This is a genomic window from Flavobacterium erigeronis, assembly GCF_054075165.1.
Genome location: NZ_JBSKGP010000002.1, coordinates 183,577 through 204,002, shown reverse-complemented (window position 1 = coordinate 204,002; position 20,426 = coordinate 183,577). Strand labels below are relative to the sequence as shown.

The 20,426-nt window shown below is 33.4% G+C and carries 15 protein-coding genes and 1 pseudogene; 12 read left to right on the top strand and 4 right to left on the bottom strand.

All coding sequences use genetic code 11. The annotated features are described in order from the left end of the window. Positions 1 to 9 precede the first annotated feature (9 nt). From traK to ACWA1F_RS04875, 9 genes are all read left to right on the top strand, one after another. Positions 10 to 630, top strand: coding sequence for a conjugative transposon protein TraK (gene traK / locus ACWA1F_RS04915; protein ID WP_456892047.1), 621 nt, complete (start codon positions 10 to 12; stop codon positions 628 to 630). Between the two features lie 273 nt (positions 631 to 903). Further along, a complete protein-coding gene (gene traM / locus ACWA1F_RS04910) occupies positions 904 to 2,193 on the top strand; it encodes a conjugative transposon protein TraM (RefSeq protein ID WP_456892045.1) in 1,290 nt (429 codons plus the stop codon). An 11-nt stretch (positions 2,194 to 2,204) separates the two neighbouring features. Then, entirely contained in the window at positions 2,205 to 3,047 is an 843-nt protein-coding gene (gene traN / locus ACWA1F_RS04905; RefSeq protein WP_456892043.1) for a conjugative transposon protein TraN, read from the top strand. 36 nt (positions 3,048 to 3,083) lie between these two features. Next, positions 3,084 to 4,247 (top strand): hypothetical protein, encoded by a 1,164-nt coding sequence (locus ACWA1F_RS04900; RefSeq protein ID WP_456892041.1) that lies wholly within the window; start codon positions 3,084 to 3,086, stop codon positions 4,245 to 4,247. 61 nt (positions 4,248 to 4,308) lie between these two features. Then, positions 4,309 to 5,298 carry a hypothetical protein gene (locus ACWA1F_RS04895; RefSeq protein ID WP_456892039.1) on the top strand — a complete coding sequence of 330 codons (990 nt, stop codon included), beginning with the start codon at positions 4,309 to 4,311 and terminating at the stop codon, positions 5,296 to 5,298. After that, entirely contained in the window at positions 5,298 to 5,582 is a 285-nt protein-coding gene (locus ACWA1F_RS04890; protein ID WP_456892037.1) for a hypothetical protein, read from the top strand. The genes ACWA1F_RS04895 and ACWA1F_RS04890 overlap by 1 nt, the downstream gene beginning before the upstream one ends. Before the next feature lie 839 nt (positions 5,583 to 6,421). Next, positions 6,422 to 6,883: a hypothetical protein gene (locus ACWA1F_RS04885; RefSeq protein ID WP_456892036.1), complete on the top strand. Its 462-nt coding sequence runs from the start codon at positions 6,422 to 6,424 to the stop codon at positions 6,881 to 6,883. A gap of 4 nt (positions 6,884 to 6,887) precedes the next feature. Next, a complete protein-coding gene (locus tag ACWA1F_RS04880) occupies positions 6,888 to 8,438 on the top strand; it encodes a hypothetical protein (RefSeq protein ID WP_456892034.1) in 1,551 nt (516 codons plus the stop codon). 156 nt (positions 8,439 to 8,594) lie between these two features. Next, entirely contained in the window at positions 8,595 to 9,215 is a 621-nt protein-coding gene (locus ACWA1F_RS04875; RefSeq protein ID WP_456892032.1) for a hypothetical protein, read from the top strand. Between the two features lie 259 nt (positions 9,216 to 9,474). Here ACWA1F_RS04875 and ACWA1F_RS04870 read toward each other — a convergent pair whose 3' ends face one another. Then, positions 9,475 to 9,792: a DUF3892 domain-containing protein gene (locus ACWA1F_RS04870; RefSeq protein WP_456892030.1), complete on the bottom strand. Its 318-nt coding sequence runs from the start codon at positions 9,790 to 9,792 to the stop codon at positions 9,475 to 9,477. A 1,074-nt stretch (positions 9,793 to 10,866) separates the two neighbouring features. On the opposite strand from ACWA1F_RS04870, the gene ACWA1F_RS04865 reads away from it, so the two are divergent. The 3 genes from ACWA1F_RS04865 to ACWA1F_RS04855 all read left to right on the top strand — a co-directional run bounded on the left by ACWA1F_RS04865 (position 10,867) and on the right by ACWA1F_RS04855 (position 14,654). After that, positions 10,867 to 12,012, top strand: coding sequence for a hypothetical protein (locus ACWA1F_RS04865; protein ID WP_456892028.1), 1,146 nt, complete (start codon positions 10,867 to 10,869; stop codon positions 12,010 to 12,012). Positions 12,013 to 12,064: 52 nt separating this feature from the next. Then, entirely contained in the window at positions 12,065 to 13,273 is a 1,209-nt protein-coding gene (locus tag ACWA1F_RS04860) for a hypothetical protein (protein ID WP_456892026.1), read from the top strand. 169 nt (positions 13,274 to 13,442) lie between these two features. Then, a complete protein-coding gene (locus ACWA1F_RS04855; RefSeq protein WP_456892024.1) occupies positions 13,443 to 14,654 on the top strand; it encodes a Shedu immune nuclease family protein in 1,212 nt (403 codons plus the stop codon). A 779-nt stretch (positions 14,655 to 15,433) separates the two neighbouring features. On the opposite strand, the pseudogene ACWA1F_RS04850 reads toward ACWA1F_RS04855, so the two are convergent. From ACWA1F_RS04850 to ACWA1F_RS04840, 3 genes and pseudogenes are all read right to left on the bottom strand, one after another. Then, positions 15,434 to 15,517: pseudogene (locus tag ACWA1F_RS04850) on the bottom strand (IS1 family transposase); the annotation flags it as partial. A 387-nt stretch (positions 15,518 to 15,904) separates the two neighbouring features. Then, on the bottom strand, positions 15,905 to 17,560 hold the full coding sequence (locus ACWA1F_RS04845) for a S41 family peptidase (RefSeq protein ID WP_456892022.1): 1,656 nt from the start codon (positions 17,558 to 17,560) through the stop codon (positions 15,905 to 15,907). Continuing rightward, entirely contained in the window at positions 17,557 to 20,415 is a 2,859-nt protein-coding gene (locus ACWA1F_RS04840; protein WP_456892020.1) for a lantibiotic dehydratase, read from the bottom strand. Before ACWA1F_RS04840 ends, ACWA1F_RS04845 begins: the two co-directional genes overlap by 4 nt. Positions 20,416 to 20,426 lie beyond the last annotated feature (11 nt).

Below are 20,426 nucleotides of genomic sequence, written 5' to 3'. Positions count from 1 at the left end.
GATCCGCTCATGTTCACCAAAATGAAAAATATAGACACTGCATTTAAATATGTGAGAGGATTTACGATGCTTGTTATTATATGCTGCGCTGTGATCTGCTGTTACACTTTAAGCAGGAGTTTTCAGACTGTAAGCCGCATGCAGGATAAGATATACATCCTGGCGGCAGGAAAAGCTTTGGAAGCCTATGCGTCGGACAGGAAGGATAATGTGCCTGTTGAAGCAAGAGACCATATTAAAACTTTTCACCAATTTTTCTTTACCCTGGATCCGGATGATAAGGTCATTAAAACCAATGTGACTAAAGCGCTATATCTGGCGGACGAAAGCGCTAAAAGAATTTATGATGACCTGAAAGAAAACGGCTTTTATTCCGGGATTATTTCAGGCAATATAAGCCAGACCATCCAGATCGACAGTGTAAATGTCGATACACGGGATTATCCCTACCGCTTTAAATGTTTCTCTCGGCAGAACATCATCAGAACCACCAGCATTTTAAAAAGAAGCCTGATTACCGAAGGAAGCCTGCGCAATGTATCAAGAAGCGATAACAATCCGCATGGTTTTTTAATCGAGCGATTCAACACGATTGAAAACCGGGATTTAACTGTTGAAAACCGAAAATGACAGGTTATGATATCACTGTTTAAAAAACGAGAAATCCCTTTTACATACCATAGGCACTATCTCTCTGCACAAAAAAAATGGTCTGAAAAAATGAGCAGTCTGGCGGAAGGGTGTTCAAAGAGAAAGCTCATTTTTCTTCTGATCTTATTCATAGTTATATCATCAGGCTACCTCCTTTATAACATTTATACTGTCTTTTCAGAAAATGAAGCAAAACAGGTAAAAAGCTTACAACAGACTTCAAAAATTAAAATAATCGATTAAACCTAAAACATGGAAAACAAGACGATATCAATTAAAGAAGCAAAAAAACGAAAAATGCTTCTGGCTCTGCCAGTCATAACTCTTCCTTTTATCACCATTCTTTTTTACACCCTTGGAGGAGGAAGAATGGAAGCCGCAGCGGCTGAAAATGAAATAAAGAAAGGATTTAATTTTAAACTGCCGCTTCCCAATTTCAAAGAAGATTCTTCTTTGGATAAAATGAGCTACTATGACCAGGCAGCTGTAGATTCAATCAAACTGCAGGAGCAGATTAAAAAAGATCCCAACTATTCGAATCAAAAAGTTCTGGAAGAATCTTTGAAGGAGTTTCCAGAACTGGATTTTGCTTCCCAGCGTTTTTCAAAAAAAAGAAGCGGCTTGAATGCAGTGGTTCCGCAGGACAGAAACGAGCAGAAAATCTACGAAAAGCTGCAGCTGCTCCAAAAAACCATCAGCCAGCCTGCACCGGTTAAAAATTACGGGCAGGATATGAGGGAGTTCGAAAACTACGGCTCATCAAATGAAGCATCTGCCCAGATTAAGAACTTGGAACAGATGATGTCCGCAATGGGCGAAACTCAGCCGGATCCCGAACTGCAGCAGCTCGGAGGCATGCTCGAAAATATCCTGGATATCCAGCATCCTTCAAGAGTGCAGGAACGTTTAAAACAGAATTCCGAACAAAAAAAAGGAAAAGTTTATTCCGCAGTCCCTAAAAAAACGGCAGACAATATTACTTCTCTCCAAGAAAATGCAATACGGGGAGAGTCCTTTAAATTGAATGCTTTTTTCACGGCAGATGAGGATTTAAATCCAGATCATCAGCAGAATGCACTTGAAGCCGCCGTGCACGAAACACAGACCATTGTAAATGGATCTGTGGTTAAACTAAGGCTCTCTGCCGATATTACGCTTCAGGGAACAACAATACCCAAAAACACTTTTGTATACGGCATGGCGGCATTGAAAGGTGAAAGGCTTGAAATAAAGATAGAAAACCTCCAGCATCACGGTTCCATTTTCCCGGTGCAGCTCTCGGTCTTTGATATGGACGGAATTGAGGGCATATACATTCCAGGTGCCATTAACAGGGATGTGGCTAAGGCATCTGCCGACCGCTCGATTCAGACACTCGGACTTAACGGCATTACCGATTCATGGGGAGCACAGGCTGCGGGAATGGGCATTGAGGCGGCCAAAAGTCTTATGAGCAAAAAGGTAAAACTCATAAAAGTTGCGGTAAAAGCAGGATACAAGGTACTGTTGTATGATGAAAAACAAAAGGATTTAAAACCATAAAATAGAATAAGATGAAAAGAATTAATTATTTGTTTTTAATGAGTCTGCTGCTGGTTTCTGTTTGGGCTTATCCCCAGCTAAAGAGCAGGGAAACTGTTTTTTATGAAGACCGCTATAAAAATCTTCAGATTGGCTATTCGAAAACTACCAGCATCGTTTTTCCCTACCCGATTAAAAGCATCGATAAAGGCAGTGCTGAAGTGCTGGTGCAGAAAGCCAAAGGGGTGGAGAATATTCTGCTTGTAAAAGCGGCGAGACAATATTTTTTCCAGACTAACCTGACAGTGGTTACATCTGATGCAAAATTGTATGTATTTGTACTGAACTACAATGAAGACTGCCCTGACCTGAATATAAAAGCACAAAATGCGGCGGCGGCGAGTAAGGATGTACTATTTACTTTGGAAAACGAAAATCAGAAAAAAATAGAACAGTCTGCTTCACTGGCATTATCAAAAAAAATAAAGACCAGCGGCTTAAAAAAAACTAAGTTTCAGATAAAACTTGAGGTCAGCGGCATTTTTATACATGAGGATGTGCTGTATCTGCGCGTAGTACTTGAGAATAAATCCAAAATCAGCTACGATATTGACCAGCTGCGTTTTTTCATAAGAGACCAGCGAAAATCAAAACGAACTGCCTCGCAGGAAATCGAGATCCAGCCGCTGTACTGCACTTCATCATCTGCGGTGATTCCTGATAAGTCTGAGGTAGTAAAAGTTTTTGCACTGGAGAAATTTACCATTCCAGACAATAAGCTTTTAACGCTCCAGCTGCTGGAAAAGAATGGCGGCAGGCATTTGGAAGCCAGCATTAAAAAAAATCTGGCCGATAAAGTAATCCCGCTGCCATAATCTCGGCACCATCCTAAAAAACTAAAAAAGCAGCTTATGAATATAAATATCAATGAAACCGAAACGCTGTTAAGCTTTGCAGAGGAAATGGCTTCACTAGGCTATCGCTATGCGGCGCACCCTGTTAATCTATCAGCTGACTGCGATAACATTGCTTTTTTCAGGACATCAATGGGCGCGGAGGACCATTGTCTCGCAGGAAGGAATGATATCGACTATTTTAAGAGCGTGCCGATAGATTCGCTTATAAAGGACTTAAAGACAGTCATGCAGAGCGGTATTGATCTGTACAGCAATCAGAAACTTGATCTTACGGAGTTTGTCCGTCTGTCAAGAGAAAACAAGCAATTACCAGAAAATAACTTAAATACAAACATTATGAATGAGACTAATTTAAAATACCTGAAAGACCAGCTGAAATATACTGGATTTGGAGAAACTTTCGATACCGAATTGAGAGAAAACATGCTGAAAGGTGATAAGGATTTTAAAATCATGCACACCGGCATTATGAACAATGGCGTTCCAAACAGAGATACCGTAACGGTTGAGCTGAACTTCAAGAAGTCAGACCAGACTGATATGTACTTTTTTAATTCCTATCATGTGAATCTCCAGAAAGAAGAAAACAAGCCGGGACTGGAACAGACGTTTTACATCAACAATGACGGCACAAGCATTACGCTCAAAGAAGCTTATAACCTGATGGAAGGACGTTCAGTAAACAAAGACCTTAAAAATAAAGAAGGCGAAACGTACAATTCGTGGATCAAAATAGACTTCAAACAAACCGACAACTCGGGCAATTTCAAAATCAACCACTACCATCAGAATTACGGCTATGATCTGGAAGCGAGCCTTGAGAAGCACTCCATAAAAGAACTCAATACGCCTCAGTATAAGGAAGACCTGATGAATTCCCTTAAAAAAGGAAATCTTCAGTCTGTGACTTTTGTTGTCAGAGGCGTTGAAAGCAAAATGTTCGTAGAAGCAAATCCGCAGTTCAAGACTCTTAATGTATATGACGGAAACCTCCAGCGCATCAATCATCGAGAAAGCAAGGAAGAGAAAAAATCAGAAGGAGAAAAAACATCTGAAAAACAATCTGGCAAAAAACAGTCTGAGAGCACTGACGAGAACAGTGAAACCCCTTCGGCGAACAAACCAAAAAAAAGAAGACAGCAGTCTAATTCGGTTTAGAGATTTTAAAATAATTAAAGATTAGATCATGAACCCGCAGTTTCCCGTAAATAGAGTAGAAATGGAATTCAGCCAATGGAAAGCAAGAGAAGAGCGTTTGAGTACGCTCTTTTCAATTACTCCGGCAGAAAACAGATCTTTATTGGCTGAGAAACTGCGCCAGTTCGAGAGAATCAGAACGAAATACAGATCTTCAAAAAATATTGAGGAGCAGCATACGCTTCGAGTCCTTAAAATGGAAATCCATAGGATATCAAAACAATTGTATCCAAATCTCATTTCACGTATCCTGAGGAAAATAATCACCAGCACGCAAAATCAGCTTTCACTTCGCAGCGACGCAAAAAAAGACAAGATAAACTTCAATTCCCTTAACGAGGAAGTGCAGCGTATCGGCTTTCCTGATTTATCCGAAAAATTAAAAAATCTTATTGGCAAGGAACAGGAAAATTTCAGCATTCCTCTCTCCTACTGCCTTAATGAAAAAGAAAAGATCACTCATACCCTTTCCTTTTCAAAAAATGCTGAAGGCCGTTTTGAACTTGATGGATTTAAAAGCAGCCTGCAGAATAATTCTAGACCAGAAGACAAAAGGGAATATTACTTTAAAAATGGGCTGGAAAACAATTTTAAGCTCAATGAAGCTTATAATTTATTGTCAGGCCGTTCTGTAGAGCATAACCAATCATGGTTTCAGCTCGACTTTAATGACAGAGATGCTTCGGGCAGTTATCACCTAAAAGAATTTCGAAATGACTATGCTTATGATTTAGAAAAGACTTTAAAGGCCATTCCTTTAAAAGAGATATCTAATACATATGAAATGGAGAAACTAAAAGATGCTTTAAGACAGGGTGACAGCGTATCTGCTTTGGTGATCAAAAATGGACGAGAAAATCAGATTTATATAGAGGCCAATCCGCAGTTTAGATCATTGAATATCTATAACCAGCATTTTCGTAAAATCCAGAAAGCTTCATCAAAAAACCAGGCAGCAGCATTGCCGAAACAATCTGTCCAAAAAGGAATAAAATCTAAAATGCAGCAGTGATGGAACAATTAAACCCTTTAACTGAATTCTTTAGATCGATAGAAAAAGACCAGCGCATCAGCATTACCCATATTGGAATTTTTGCGGCACTGCTCCAGTTCAGAGCAAATCAAGGCAACATCAATCCTATCAAAGCCTACAGGCATGAAATTATGAAAATAGCCAAAATAACCGGTCCTGTCACGTATCACAGGTGCATAAAGGATTTAAATGAATACGGTTATATAAACTATATCCCCAAAAGAAATAGAAACCAGAAAAGTGTCATTTATTTTCTTGTTTAAAAAACAGGTTCTGACATAGTTTTAAAATTAAACTTAAAGATCGAAATTATCTAAATAATACAATTTCGAGGGTTAGTAAAAATATCTTTACGACCTTATCATGTAGACGGCTGGCACCCTAAATTAATTATTGAATCATCACCAGCTGCGAGAATATAACTTGATTTATGTGAAAAAGTAATTTCTGAAAGGCCCGGCCTTGCTTTTGCTTAAGGATACGGACTACTACTACTACTACTACTACTACTACTACTACTACTACTACTACTACTACTACTACTACTACTACTACTACTACTACTACTACTACTACTACTACTACTACTACTACTACTACTACTACTACTTAAATAAGACAAAAGCATACCGCCTCTTTGATAAAAGAAAAGGGAAGCAACGGGGATACTGTGGATAAAGGGCATTAAGGAAAAAAGCAGACAGCACGGGCTTGAATTCCCCAAGATGGCAACTTCGGTTCAAGACTTTCAATCTTTCCTATAGAAACATAAAAAACCGCGGCTTCTGGGTCGCGGCTGGAAAAATTGGATGATTTGATTTGTGATATCTACCCGCATCAAAAAAATGAGTTTTAAATTTTTATGTTATAAAAAATTATACATCAATTTTATGAGTACCGCATGCAGCTGAATCAGTATAAAGCTGGTAAATGTAACTTGTGCTGTTCTCATTGTTCCTTTTTATACCGTCCATTTAAAATGAACTACGAAATATAAATACACCTTAAATTATAATTATTTGATAATACCGTATAAATACGTTATGCCACAATTTGCATAAGTTTTAAATTCGTAAGTAACTAAACAACAACACTCTAAACCATGAAACAAAAAATTATAAATGCTGTAGAAGAGCTTAAAAACCTGCCTGGCAGCTCAGAAAAAACCATTAAGTTTGAGCATCATGCTTTACAGAACAAAGGTGTAAAGGGAGAAGTTACCCTTAGTAAAGAGGGTACAATTAATCTTCTTCTTACTGAAGTTAAAGGCTACAGTCCAGCCTACATTCATAAGGCTGCTAATTCATACTTTAAGCAGGCAATATTATCAGAACCTACAACTGGCAGCATTTTATGGACAAAACCGAATAAAACACCCCATATTATAGGACAGAATTACACTTTAAACAGCGGTTATTATTACTACGGTGTAGGAGAAAACCCTTATATAGACTGCAACGGACGCCCATTATTTCACGATGTTGTGGCTGAATATCTAGGAGAAAAACCCGGCAGCTGCAAACCCGGTACTGGTCGTGAATATAAATTATTTAAAATTGTATAGAGCCATGAAAATAAAAATCTACTTTATCTGCATTGCCAGCCTGATATATCTTACAGGCTGTAAAAGTCCTAAACCAGTTTTTAGCAACCTTCATCATAATGAATTTGGCAATGAATCAACAACAAGCCCTGTAATTGATGTAAGGGTTGGTGTACTGCCTTATAAGGCTTCTGCTCAGCCGGAAGAGAAGCCTAAACAATTATGGGAACTTCAGGACAGCCTGCCACATCACCTGTTAAAAGTAGTCAGCAGTAAAACTCAGAGACCCGAAGATATTATTGCCTTAATGTCTAAGCCAATAAATGCTAAGAAGGATAGTGCGCCTCCAGAATTGCCAACTGAGTTTACTGAATACAAGGTCCGCTTGGCTTTTTCTAACATAAAAAGGTATTTTACAGATAAGAGGTTCACACATCCCAATACCAGACTTGCTTATTTAAACACTTACATAAGCATTCCAACAGGGGAAAACAGGATCGCTTTCAAAAGTATTGATAAATTGGAAAACGAATTTGAGGAAGTTGAACTCGGTAATTTATCACGAAGCAACTCGGTTACTTTTAATTCAAAACTTACCGCTACAGGACAAATTGGAAGCAGCATCGACAATACAAGTACAGTTTCTTCAGAAAACAGCAACAGCTCAAAGTCTGGGAGCGAAAAAAAGGTTTATGATGAAGATGGAAACGTAGTAGGCACGATTAATAGTTCGGGAGATCTAAACGGTGCAAAGAAATCCAATAATACAACAACTACAAAAAATGGTGCCTCAGCAAATGTCACAGGTGAGATAGGCTATGTAAATGCAGAAACTTTGAATGAAGCACGCCTTGTTAAACTAAAGAGGATGAAAGCAGGATTCTCATTTTCTCCTAATGAAATCGTAGTATCGCAGGAAGGCAGACAGAATGCAGATATTTCATTAAATGTCTTCGTAGACGCAACCCTTAAATTTAAGGGCTCGGACTTAACTGATGAGAAAAACGTCTATACTTTCAAGAATTTGTTTGACGAGAGCTACCAGCCTGTCTCGGCAAACGATCTTTCATTTGGCCGCAGGACTGTAAGTTATGTGAAATGCGTCGACAGCCAGCCTTTACTGCTCAAAGTGAAATACGAAGGTGAACTAAGGGCTGTTGAAAATCTAAAAGAACAAACAGGGGAAAATTCCCTGGAATATGACGACAAAGTCACTATGTACCATCTTCCTATGAAAGATGGAGCCGATGCCCTAATAGATCCTATGTTATTTTGTAAATATGTATACCGTATTAGCGCAAAAGATGCCCTTGGCAACACTGCTATTCTTAATATTTCATGGAAAAAAGAAGAAGAACTAGATTTGTTTTCAGATGACAAGCCTGAAGAATTTTTAAAATGGATCAAACTACAGATTGCCAAGGAAGATCCGAAAACTCTTAGTACCAATAAATTTGAGATTTATTTCGAAGTTTCCGGCACTGAAAAAATATACGTTGCTAAAAACAAGATGACATCTGAAGATTTCAAAAAACTAAGACAGCTAAAAGATTTAAATATTGAAGCACGCTCTTAACATAACTCCCCCCGCAGCAATAAACCGCAAAGGCAGACAAAAACCGAATAAAAATGAGCATTAAGCTCTTCGTTAGAACTCCTTCCAACAAACAGTATATGTTAAGAACAGAATTAAAGGAAACTATTTTTAAATAAGATAATAAATTTATAATTTATGAAATATACACTCACAAATCGCGTAATATTATTGCCATTAGTTACAATATTATTTTCTTTTTGCTGTTCAAAAAACGCTCATAAGGGGACAGACAGTAAAATTGATGTAACCGCGGAATCTACAGGTTCTTCACAATGCGATTACGGCATAGATCTTTTCAATAAACAGGCAGCAGGCAACGTGATCAAAGATATAAACTTAGTTTATTCTAAAAACAATGCAATACCCGATGATTTAAAAAAGGTTTACCCAGCTGCCAGGGATACATGGAACAGACTTTTAAAAGAAGTACAGCATAATTATACAAACTCCTACACGGTAACTTCTTTGGATAAGTTGACAAGTGAAGAAATTAGAGACTGGCGCAATAAAAATCTTAAGGATGATCAGGTTTTTTTCCTCCTTTTGGCTGAATATAGATATGGAGCATATCCTTATCAAACAAATGATCTGGAGAAAAAAGCAGGCTGGATAGAAAAAGCAGATCCGAAAAAAAGACTGGAGGCTTGCATATCAAATGCGATTACGGGTAATTGTTATTCTTTGAGCAGTGAAAAAATAAGAAAAAAACTTAATCCTATTTTACTTCCTGACAATATCGAAGCGTGTTATCAGTAAATATTTCTGAAAAAGATCTAAAAAATTAATTAACTATCCTGGCTTTCCTGATTGAAACTGCTTTTCTGCAAAGATTTTGTAGCCTGCTGTTAAAGGGTTTCAAAGTAAGGTTTACGGATATACTGCTCTATATTATTAAACAAACCTCCAAAATCAAACTTGGAGGTTTCTTTAATCTTTAGGGATCTAAGATCAAAAGATCGGTAAATAATTGCATCATTGATACAAAAACACAAATACCAAGACAATGGTAATTTATCTATCTGATTTCATCAATTAATAAGAGGTTTGCTAAATTATCTCTTGAAGTCTTATCAGGATCTGTTCGTAAATATTCAATATTATTCACTACTACTATACCAATATCTGATCCTCTGCTCCAGAATCCACCGGTATAATTGTAAACCGCGGTAGTTAAGGTCTTTTTTTGTTTTAAAAGTGTAATTACATCATTTTTAGTCATAATTACTCCTTTTTTTAAACGACCTTTTTCTGATTCAGGAACATGTACCATAAGATGGGAAATATAGGATCCATTGGTCGTATATCGAACAGCTGTTACATAAAATGTACTCATAAAAATAAAAATTAAAGATCTCTGACATTATCAAATTAATTTTATAGGATCATCAGAGGTTGGTTAATAAAAAGTCTAAAATTCATTTATATTTTATATTATCGCGATAATATAAAGTTGAATAAATATTGGTAACAAGTACTACAATAATAAATGATTGACAACAGGTATTTATACGTTTTTTTTGTACACTTTTTTTATAAAGCTACTACTGAAATAATTCCAAGTTATCTTTACTAATATATATGGGTGATCAAAGCATTATTAGTATTAAGGGCCTAATTAGTGTCCAGCACTAACTTTTCAAATTAATCATAAACTTTTTGTTTTAACTCTGATATCCGTCATTCATTTTAACCAACTTAAAATGTTTAAAAATTAACAATTTGAGTTTTGAGTCACAATACCAAGGTCGATAAATTTTTAATTATTATTGGGTCTGAATGGGCAGTTTCCCAATACAAAACGGGGCTGATCAGCAGCCCTAGCCCCGACAGCAGTGAAAATCCTTTTGCACCGAACACTGGCACAAAAGATTGGAGCGCATAGCGGGAAGAGCTCCTAAAAAATAATATTATATACAATTGACGATGATAATCACTTCGAATTAGATTCTGCTAACAATTCTTAATATCCGATTAATTCAGGCCTTGCAGAATATGAGCTAGGAAAACCCACATGGGTGGAGATTTTTTGGCCAGACCTGAAAGGCCCGGCCTTGCATTTGCTTAAGGACACGGACTACCTTTGCTCCTGAAATAAGACAAAAGCATACAGGGTCTTTGATCAAAAGTAAAAGGGAAGCAATTGAGACACGAAGGATAAAGAGCTGTCTGGAAGAAAAGCACTACGCTTGGAGGGTGAATTCAACTATACCGCTTTGGAACAGTGAATTATTGTAGAATCAATTCTGAAATTACTCATTTACAATTATCGTTGCACAATTAAAAATTTGGTATTTTTCTTATATTAGCTAAAATAATGCTTGCTAATCGCGGAAATCAATTGTCAGGAGTGGTATTGGTGATAGTGTATGTCAGAAACAAATAAGCGGGATGTAATTTTAGAAAAAAAATGAGTATAGATATAGTAAAGTATAAAGAAAATGCCTTAAAAATATTAAGTCCTGTTAAACCAGCCGGTGAAAAGATTAAAGTCAGCAGTTTCTTTTTACATAATGCTATTAGAAGTGCGGCCGGTCGACAAATACAAGATTATTATTTAGTTTATTTTCTATTTGTGAACCTATTAGATTTTAGAAATCTTGGTAAATTTGAAAAATTAGCATGGTCTATTCCTGTTGAATATAATGGAAAGGTATTTTTAATTGAGCATCGTAAAATGGGTGTTGGAATTTTCATTGATAAACAGGAGGATGAAGATGATGCTAAAATAATTACACGCAAAATTAATGCTGCAATAAAATCTTCAAGACCATACTTTAACTATTTAGCTGAACAAGCAATTAAAAGCTCACAAATCAACATTGTAAACAACAATGAAAATCTATTTGATCGTTTTACATACTTTTTAAATCTCTATAAATCAGAAAATCAAAAGTTTAAAAATTTTTCGAAAGAAAAAAATTCAAATACTGTCAATTCTATTTTTGATTCTCAAAAATATTCTGATGCAAGAAAAAATACCAAATGGTTAGCTATATCGGTTATTGAGTCATTTTTTAGTTGGACAGAACATTTATTTATTCATCTTGCGGTAATTACTCAGAAGGTAAAAACTGGTGTTGAAGTTACTAAGTTAATAGATGGAGAATGGAAAGAAAAATTTAATAAAGCAATTTCAGACCCAATTTTAAATAAATATCTTAATGATTTGCTATTAGTTAGAAATCAAGTAAGAAATTTTGTAGCTCATGGAGCTTTTGGAAAAGAGGGAAATGCATTCTATTTTCATTCTGGTGCTGGTGCTGTCCCTGTAACAATGAGTTTTAAAAAGAATAAAAATCGATTTTCATTTCAAGGGACACTTGAATTTAATGAAAATGAAATTATTAATTTAATTGAATCTTTTATTACTGATTTAAATAACAGTAATTTAAAACCGGCTTTAATTTATACACAGTATCATAGTTTAATAACCATATTACCGCATGCCAATAATGGATTTTATGAATCAGCTATGCACGATGCCGAAACAATGCAGAAATTTTGTGATTATTTACAAGGAGTTTTTGATAATTCGGCAGACATGGATTGGTAAAAAAACAAAATAATCCTTACATTTTTTTTTAATTAATTTACTTCTCTCATATATGTCTGAGCAAAATGTTTTTACAGATTTAACAATTACTTCTAAGAATAATATTCGATTAAACAAATATTTCGACTCAATAAAAAGGGATTTACCTGAAAGTTGGTCATGGTTGCGTGACAAAACTTATGAGGATAATAAATCATTCTTTTTAATAGAAAATACAATTTGTTTGAAGACTCCTTATTACAAAAATAAACAACATGACCTGATATATTATGGGATTTTATCTCTAGCATTAACTGATCAAAATATTATACTTTTAGATATTGAAATTTTAAATCTAGTTAATAACGAAAATTTAAGTTCAATTTACTCTGCTCATGAATTAATCCATATAAAATCAATATATTTAAATTTGTTTGTAAATTCTATTTTAAAACAAAATAAACTTTATGAAAATTTCAATCATGTACTAGAATACGGCGGACATCTTGATGAAAATTCATTTAAGAATGACATCAGAGATGAAAGAATGATTAAACTTCATGACAAGGAAAGAGATAAAATATATTTCTTAAATAAGGGAAAAGAGGCAAAACATTCCGATAAAAGAATAGTTTATTATACACCAAATAATATTTCTTTATCATTAAGCTTGATGAAGAAATCATATAAAAAGTCAAAAAAACATTTAAAAGTTCTACTCGGAACGCACGAGCAAAAATTAATTAAGCTTAAAGAAAAAGACAAGGTTGATCTTTATGAATATTTTGAATCAATAACAACAAGCGTAATTTTTGCTTATATTGCTGTTGAATCTTTTGCTAATGCGTCCATACCAAATGATTTTATTTACGAAAGAGTAAATGAAAAACAAGTTAAAGAATTATGGACAAAAGAAAATATTGAAAGATGGTTTTCTACTTCACAAAAAATCAGTGAAATACTTCCTATCTTTTTAAAAACTGAAAACATAAAGAATCAATCATTCTGGCCACAATTTAAAAAATTGGAACAAATTAGAAATCAAATTGTTCACCAAAAAACTATCGAGGACGGAACTCAATTAAATTCAGATCTATATGATAGGTTACTTGAGAACGATATTTTTAGGATCATTGGTTCATCTGTATCGATAATAAAATTCTTTTACGATTACGATAATGCACATCCATACTTCCCTTTAGGCTTAGGCGTAGCTAAATTTCAAATAAAGGAAATTTCAAGTATTCAACATGAACTGGGAGCATTAACCGAAGTGGAATAACTGCCACAAACCATTGCTAGATACAATTTAGTTTTAGACCAAATGGGAAGTTGGTTGATAGTTGGAATATTTGGCAAATCCGAATAATGGCATTAATTTAATCCTACAATGCTTTTAGCGCTAGTAATTTATATAAAATCCATATCACCTATTCAATAAATTTATAACCATGAATGAAGAAATGAATCAAGATGAATTCCATGCGTCACAGCGCGTAGTTGGTAAAACATATTTTTCAAAAAGTTTTCAGCCAACTTTCTCTAATTTTAAGAAAAAATTTGCCCATAAAATTTTAGACCATCAAGAAAACGAATATCTTCTAAAAGATGAAACAACATTAGGTCACACTCTAAGCGGCTTAAGACAGTTAAAAGCTTTGTTTTTTCAAGATGACAATCGAAATATTGAGAAACTCATCCTCCAGCAATTTGATGTTAAAAGAAATCCTCTAAAAAATTCTCAGAAAGAAGCTTCATTTCACGGCAGAGAAGTAGAACATCTATATCAATTTCTAAAAAGCATTAAAGAAGTTGAATTTCCAAATGACAATACATTTAATGTTAGTGATGCTGAGCTTACAAAAATGCTTTTAAATAAAGATCAAGCAGTAAAATTGATTGCAGAAAATTTGGAAATATTACAAGAAGCTTTAAGTAATAATGTTACCTCGAAAGATATTATCAATTTCGGTTACAGAAAAAATCAATTAGAATTTTTTGATAAACTTTTAAACCAGGATGGCTTTTTCAATGAGTACAAGGAGCAGATCAAAAATGAAATAAATAAAAGCCAAGGAGATGAAGCCGTGTGGCAAAAATTCTTCGAAAAAAATACTTGGATATTAGGCTACGGTTTAGATTATATATTTAATTCAGAATTGGATTCAAAAAAATTAGAACAAGTAACATCTGGTTCAAATTTTTTATCAAAAGGCAAAAGAATTGATGCGCTATTAAAATCTCAAGGTGCAATCAATTCACTTTGCTTCTGCGAACTGAAATTAAGTTCACATTCTTTACTAAAAGAAATCAAAAATTCCTATCGCGAAGAGTCTTGGCAAATCTCTGATCATTTATCAGGTGCAATTGCTCAGGTTCAGAGAACGATTCAAAAAGCTATAAAAGAAATTTCAACAAAAACAGAAATTAAAGATTCAGCAGATTATTTAACAGGAGAAGAACTTTATCTTTACAATCCTAAAGCTTTTATCTTAATTGGAAATCTAAATGAGTTTATAAAAGAGGATAAAATCAATGAAATTAAATTTTCATCGTTTGAAATGTTTAGAAAAAACTTAAAAAATATAGAAATTCTTACATATGACGAGCTCTATCAAAGAGCGTTTTATATTTGCCATAAAAAAGAAAATATTACTCAATAATAACCTCATTTTAAAACAAATAGATATTTCAAACCTACAAAACTATTCTTAAAGAAATGGATTTAACAACGGATTCAGCACCCGTGTTTAATGGGAAGGTGATTATGTTTTTATTTGTGGGATTCGAATAATGTGCTTAAATCTAGCCTTAACCCACTTTAAAAATCTACCGCTGTACAATACCACCCTAGCCCCGATAGAAGTGGAAATCCTTCTGTGCTGGGGTTCGGCGCAGAAGATTGGAACGAATAGCGGGAAAAAGCTCCTGAAAAACAACATTAAACCTAAAATAATACAACCGGCCCTGCCACGTATCACAGGTGCATAAAGGATTTAAATGAATACGGTTATATAAACTATATCCCCAAAAGAAATAGAAATCAGAAAAGCGTCATTTATTTTCCTGTTTAAAAGCGGAGCTGCTATTTTTTGGGCTGCAAAAATTAGAGCAGTTTTTTATAAATATTTAGCAATTCAAATTTTGTGACAGAATCGTGGCAAAATGCGTTTTTGAAAAACAAAAATTCAGCAAAATCAATCCCTAACGAACTTAGGCTCGAAACTGTGTATACGAATAAAAAGAAATACGACTAACTAACTAACTAACTAACTAACTAACTAACTAACTAACTAACTAACTAACTAACTAACTAACTAACTAACTAACTAACTAACTAACTAACTAACTAACTAACTAACTAAAGCTTAAAAGAGAATTTAATAATCTGCTCTTTAAATAAAGTGACGTTCCAGCCCTATCGCCCATCACCATTCAAAACGCAACATTTGCAACGTTTATTTCCGTTAGATTGAAATCCATTTTTTATGCATTTCCCATTGCAGAAATTACATCTTATTTTCATGACCCGAATTGAAACGCTAAGGAAAGGCAAAAGCATTTTAAAGCGCATTAAAAGACAAAAATGAAAGAGACGATCTGCTGAACGTCTCTTTATCTATTCAATAATTAAAATTTAATCTTCTTTTTCAGTCAGTCAATCGTTTAAACTATAAAAACACCTAATCCACAACATTACCCAATTTGAGATAAACGGTCTGCAAAATAATAGCGTTGGGATAACAATGACCTTTGGTATTCATTTAATATATTTCAAGGCCTAAAGATAATGGTTATGCAACTGATGCGACAGAATCAGCATGTAAATTTATAAACTCAACCATTTCGCTATAAATTTAGTGCGGTACATTATGTGGTCATAACATAAAGACATTCTGTAATCAATTTATCATCATTTTTTATCCTTAATAAAAAGAATGGCACGGTCTAAAATTTCATCCTTACCATTTTGAATACCCAAAACTGTACGCTCAACTTTAATATCAGGAACAATTCCAATCCTTTGAGTTTCTCTCCCATCTGGATAGTAAACGCCAATTCCTGAAAAAGGAGCATCGTAATCTTTAACAAAATCAATATGGCTCGTATTACCATCTGCACCTGACGTCTGACTTCCAATTACGGTGGCATCATCTGCCGTTTGAAAACACATTGTAGCCCATTCAGATTGGCTTACTGAGTTTTCGTTGACCAGTACAATTACTTTTCCTTTATAGTTATCTTTATTTTGGGCACCACAAAAATGCAGTTCTTTCTGCCAGTAAAACTTACCAGGATAGCTAAGCTCGGGAATAGTATATTTCGCAAAAGCTTTGGATGTGGAATTTAGAAAATTTGAAATTTCAAAATTTGCTCCTTTAGGATAGTTTCTAGAATCTAAAATTATAGCCTGTGTGCCTCTAAATTTAGCGAACATATCGGCAACATCAGAAATCTTAAGCTTGCTCATATTTACGTAACCAATATTATCTTCTAATAAATAATATTTTTCGCTTTTTGATTTTTTAAATTCGTTACTATGTGATAAATTATAATCAGAACATTCAATCCTTTTATTAGTTATAATTTTGTTACGTGAGATTTCTAAATCCATAAAATCATTATAACTAGAAGAAATTTCTGAAACTAGATTTCGAAGATATGCAGACTCGTTAGAAGCACTTATATAATCTCTTTCATTTTCCATTATTTGCGAGATAGTTTTATTATCTACTTTGGTTATAACATCTCCAATCTTAATATCATAATGTTTAGCCAAAGTATCACTTAAAATCTCAGTTACCACCATTTTCTTATCCAAAATTATACACTTCATAGGCAGAAATTTTCTAATTTTTCCGCTGTTTTTAGATAATGTGAAATAAAAACTTGAATGGGTATCATTAATCCTAACAACTAATTTCAGCATTGCTATTTTGAAATCGTCTTCATTTTTAAAGTTTAAAAAATTAGGCAGCATCTGTTCTAATGTTTTACTCCAATTATTATCCATCAAATATTTATATGGGTAAAAATACTCGATGACATTCCAATATCTAAAAAGTGCTAAAAGACGCAGATCTTGCTTCTGCCAGTTAAAGCCGGAAATATCTTCATTCATTAAAAATACGTTGCCTGCTTCCGTTTGACCAACATAAAAGGGCTTGCCTTGATACCTGTTCTTCTCTATAAACTTAAGCTTACGGGAAAGATCGTTCGAGAAGATCTTATTTTCACTTATCCAAGACAGATCAAAATTTTTGTCAAAATAGTCAACATCTTTCAAAAAAATAATATTTTCTTCTCTTACTGTTCCCAATGAGTCTACCAAATCTTCAATGATTTTTGAGAATTGATTTGCTGTCTGCACCTTTTCAATTTGAGGTAGAATCTGTAACAATTCTTTATCCCAATTTTTGCTTCCGTCTGCAACATTTGGATGATAGTATTTTAAAAAACCCCAAACCTTTGCTGTTAATGCTAACTTTTCAACCTCACTAACTTTATCTTGAGAATATCCAAATTGGAAAAAGAAAACACATGCTATAAATAATATTTTCTTCATCATGCGGTTTTTGTAAATTTAATTTGGTTTAAATAGGCTTTAGCTAAATAATAGGTTTTAAATTCATTAAATCTATGATTATCTTCAAAATGTCTGTTCATACTCATATGTATCAAAATTGAAACGTAACGCTGCCTGTACGATTTTTTAATTTCTAATTCTGTTTCGATATTTCTTTTTATGCAATCGCTACTCAAATAGCTATTGAAAGCAAAATTATTTATTTGAGATTTTAAATTTAAAAAATCTTTATTCAGTGATTTTCTTAAATCTGCTGTTAAATCAAATTCATTTTCGAAAAATTTAATTGATTGCTCGCAATATTCAATCATCTCATCTATTGAAAAATCAAATAGTTCAAGGTAACTTTTTATTTTAAGTATAGCCCCTATTTTAACATCTTCATCCGATAATTCTCCTTCAGTTAGCATCATTATAGCATTTTTGCTATCCAGTGAAAAGATTGTTTCGGCTAATTCCATTAATTTAATCCCACCATATCTCTGAATTTCCTGATCATATAATTTTATATGATAATTACTTATAAGATTTATATTTTTAAGATGGTGAATTTTATTAATTATATCTTCTTTACATTTTTGCGAATTAGTTTTGAATCTTAATCTGATACATCTATCAGGATTATGGTAATTAACAAAAAAGAATAAATATATTTCTTTATTTATTAGAATATTATTACTAACGTATTTTAAAATATCTTTACTAGAATACGAATTTGTAAATAACTCCAAATAAAGCCAATCTGAAACTATGGGAATTGTTTGGTCACAGTTGGACAATTCCTCAATACTTTCATACGAAATGTCGCTTCTAAAATATTCATTGTTTTTAACGCTTATAACTAATTCATGTGCATAATTTGAATCTGCCTTATCTCTAATTTCCGGATAAAAAGAATCATATAAGGATTCAGCTATATAAATAAAGTTCTTCTCCTTGACTTTTTCAAAAATGATTTTAATGTCATCTTCATTTTCTGTATCAAGCACAAGTTGACCACTGCCTTCAGATAAATTAATTAGTGTTGAGAATTTATAATCCTTGATATTTTCTGAAAAATAAATTTTAAACTCCTCAAAAGTATAATCTCTATCTACCAATAAAAGTTGTGCCGGATAAAGCAACACATCCTTTTCAAGATAGATTCTTGGAACAAAAGGTTTAAAATAACTATACGAATTAAAATCAAAATTAATCCCATAAATTTCCTGGTTATAAAATTCGAAATCATATAAAAATTTATATACTTCAGAATCAGATAGATTAGGATTTAGTGAGGAAGTAATTTTTGGCAGAATCTGTTTTTTATACTTTTTAGATACGAGTCGCATTTCTCCTCCATTTAAATGGAGAAAAATATCAGACATTAAAATAGAATTTACCTCATTAACAGACGTGTTAATAGGTATTGAAAAGTCATAAAATTGCTTTTTAGCCGAAACATTTATACTTCTAAATGTACCTATGCAATTGATGTCAGCTACTATCTTCCCTTCATTGATTTCTTTCTCAAAACTAACAATTTCTTGACACAGATCATTTGTTATGTCACTAAAACGAGCCACTAAATTCAAAGCTGAAGTAGAACCTAATGACTTAATATATAAAATTTCTTTATTCGTCTTTTTACAAACTAGTATTTCAGCCATAATACTAAAGCTAGCGGGAAGTTTGGTCGTCTTTTTTCCGATATTGGGATCAATAGGCAGATCCATATAGATATTGTTTTCGGTTTCAGCCAATATTTTCCCTAGTACTTTTCTATCTAATTTTAACTCATATTGTGTAGCTAAAGAGGTATAATCTAAACCTGAATATGGATTAAATATCTTACTCATCGCTATAAATCCATCATTGTAACGTTCAGAAATTTTGCTGCTAAATTTGTTTAGCAAATCATTCCTGTGCGTGGAGTGCGAGTTATACTGAATAGCAAAATCAATATAACGCTTAATTTTTTCTTTAAAATGAAAATCTAACGTCCCCAACTCCCTATCAAATGAATTAACCGCATGAGAATATTTTACACCTGAATTGTTAGATTTGAAAAAAGCATCTTGCTCAAGTAGATATTGTTTCGAAAAATCATTAATTTCGCTTGTATTGTGCAATAGATGAAAATCTTTTTTTATAAGGTCTGAAGGCAAATAGAAATTAGGTTTTGATAATTTTTCTGCATAGGGAGAAAAAAGAAAACATTCAATGATTAATCCGCAGTCAATAATGTTTTTTAAATAATGCTCTACCTCATCTCTCTGAAAGCCATCTAAAATTATCTCGTTTAGTATCTCTTCAAGCAAAACGGCTTTTTTAAATCTATTTACTACCCATTCTAAATTATCGTCATAATCAATTTCCACATATTTTAGCTCTACTTTGTCCCCCTTTTCAACATCCGATTTATAAAAGCTAATTCTCGTACTATTTAAAAAATGTATTGAAGGGTTTAAACAATAACTTTTATTTAACCAATCTGCCGCAGAATCTGAATGGATATGACCTGATAAGAACAGGCTGTCATATTTAACAGATAATGCCAATGCTTCTTGTTTTTTTATCGAAGTGGAGCTACCCCAATTCAGCACGCCAACACTATTAAATACTCCAAATGGAGTGGGATTAAAATGTGCCCTGATAAAATATTTAGATAGAGATTTCTTAACTTTTGTATCCTTACTTTTATTGACATCTTCATATAAAGATCTTGAAGAAATTAAAATCGAAAGTCTGAATAATTGATTATTCTTAAAAAAATCAACTCTATTTTTTCTATTTTCATTATGAGATTGGACTGAAAAATTTGCAACTCTTTTTACTATATTATCAAAAAAAATCATTCTTTACGTAG

Bases quoted from the DNA above. Each gene is read 5' to 3' on its own strand.
- traK (WP_456892047.1), top strand. From the start codon at position 10: ATGTTCACCAAAATGAAAAATATAGACACTGCATTTAAATATGTGAGA.
- ACWA1F_RS04870 (WP_456892030.1), bottom strand. From the start codon at position 9,792: ATGAGTACATTTTATGTAACAGCTGTTCGATATACGACCAATGGATCC.
- ACWA1F_RS04855 (WP_456892024.1), top strand. From the start codon at position 13,443: ATGAATGAAGAAATGAATCAAGATGAATTCCATGCGTCACAGCGCGTA.
- ACWA1F_RS04890 (WP_456892037.1), top strand. From the start codon at position 5,298: ATGGAACAATTAAACCCTTTAACTGAATTCTTTAGATCGATAGAAAAA.
- traM (WP_456892045.1), top strand. From the start codon at position 904: ATGGAAAACAAGACGATATCAATTAAAGAAGCAAAAAAACGAAAAATG.
- ACWA1F_RS04885 (WP_456892036.1), top strand. From the start codon at position 6,422: ATGAAACAAAAAATTATAAATGCTGTAGAAGAGCTTAAAAACCTGCCT.
- ACWA1F_RS04880 (WP_456892034.1), top strand. From the start codon at position 6,888: ATGAAAATAAAAATCTACTTTATCTGCATTGCCAGCCTGATATATCTT.
- ACWA1F_RS04895 (WP_456892039.1), top strand. From the start codon at position 4,309: ATGGAATTCAGCCAATGGAAAGCAAGAGAAGAGCGTTTGAGTACGCTC.
- traN (WP_456892043.1), top strand. From the start codon at position 2,205: ATGAAAAGAATTAATTATTTGTTTTTAATGAGTCTGCTGCTGGTTTCT.
- ACWA1F_RS04875 (WP_456892032.1), top strand. From the start codon at position 8,595: ATGAAATATACACTCACAAATCGCGTAATATTATTGCCATTAGTTACA.
- ACWA1F_RS04865 (WP_456892028.1), top strand. From the start codon at position 10,867: ATGAGTATAGATATAGTAAAGTATAAAGAAAATGCCTTAAAAATATTA.
- ACWA1F_RS04840 (WP_456892020.1), bottom strand. From the start codon at position 20,415: ATGATTTTTTTTGATAATATAGTAAAAAGAGTTGCAAATTTTTCAGTC.
- ACWA1F_RS04860 (WP_456892026.1), top strand. From the start codon at position 12,065: ATGTCTGAGCAAAATGTTTTTACAGATTTAACAATTACTTCTAAGAAT.
- ACWA1F_RS04845 (WP_456892022.1), bottom strand. From the start codon at position 17,560: ATGATGAAGAAAATATTATTTATAGCATGTGTTTTCTTTTTCCAATTT.
- ACWA1F_RS04900 (WP_456892041.1), top strand. From the start codon at position 3,084: ATGAATATAAATATCAATGAAACCGAAACGCTGTTAAGCTTTGCAGAG.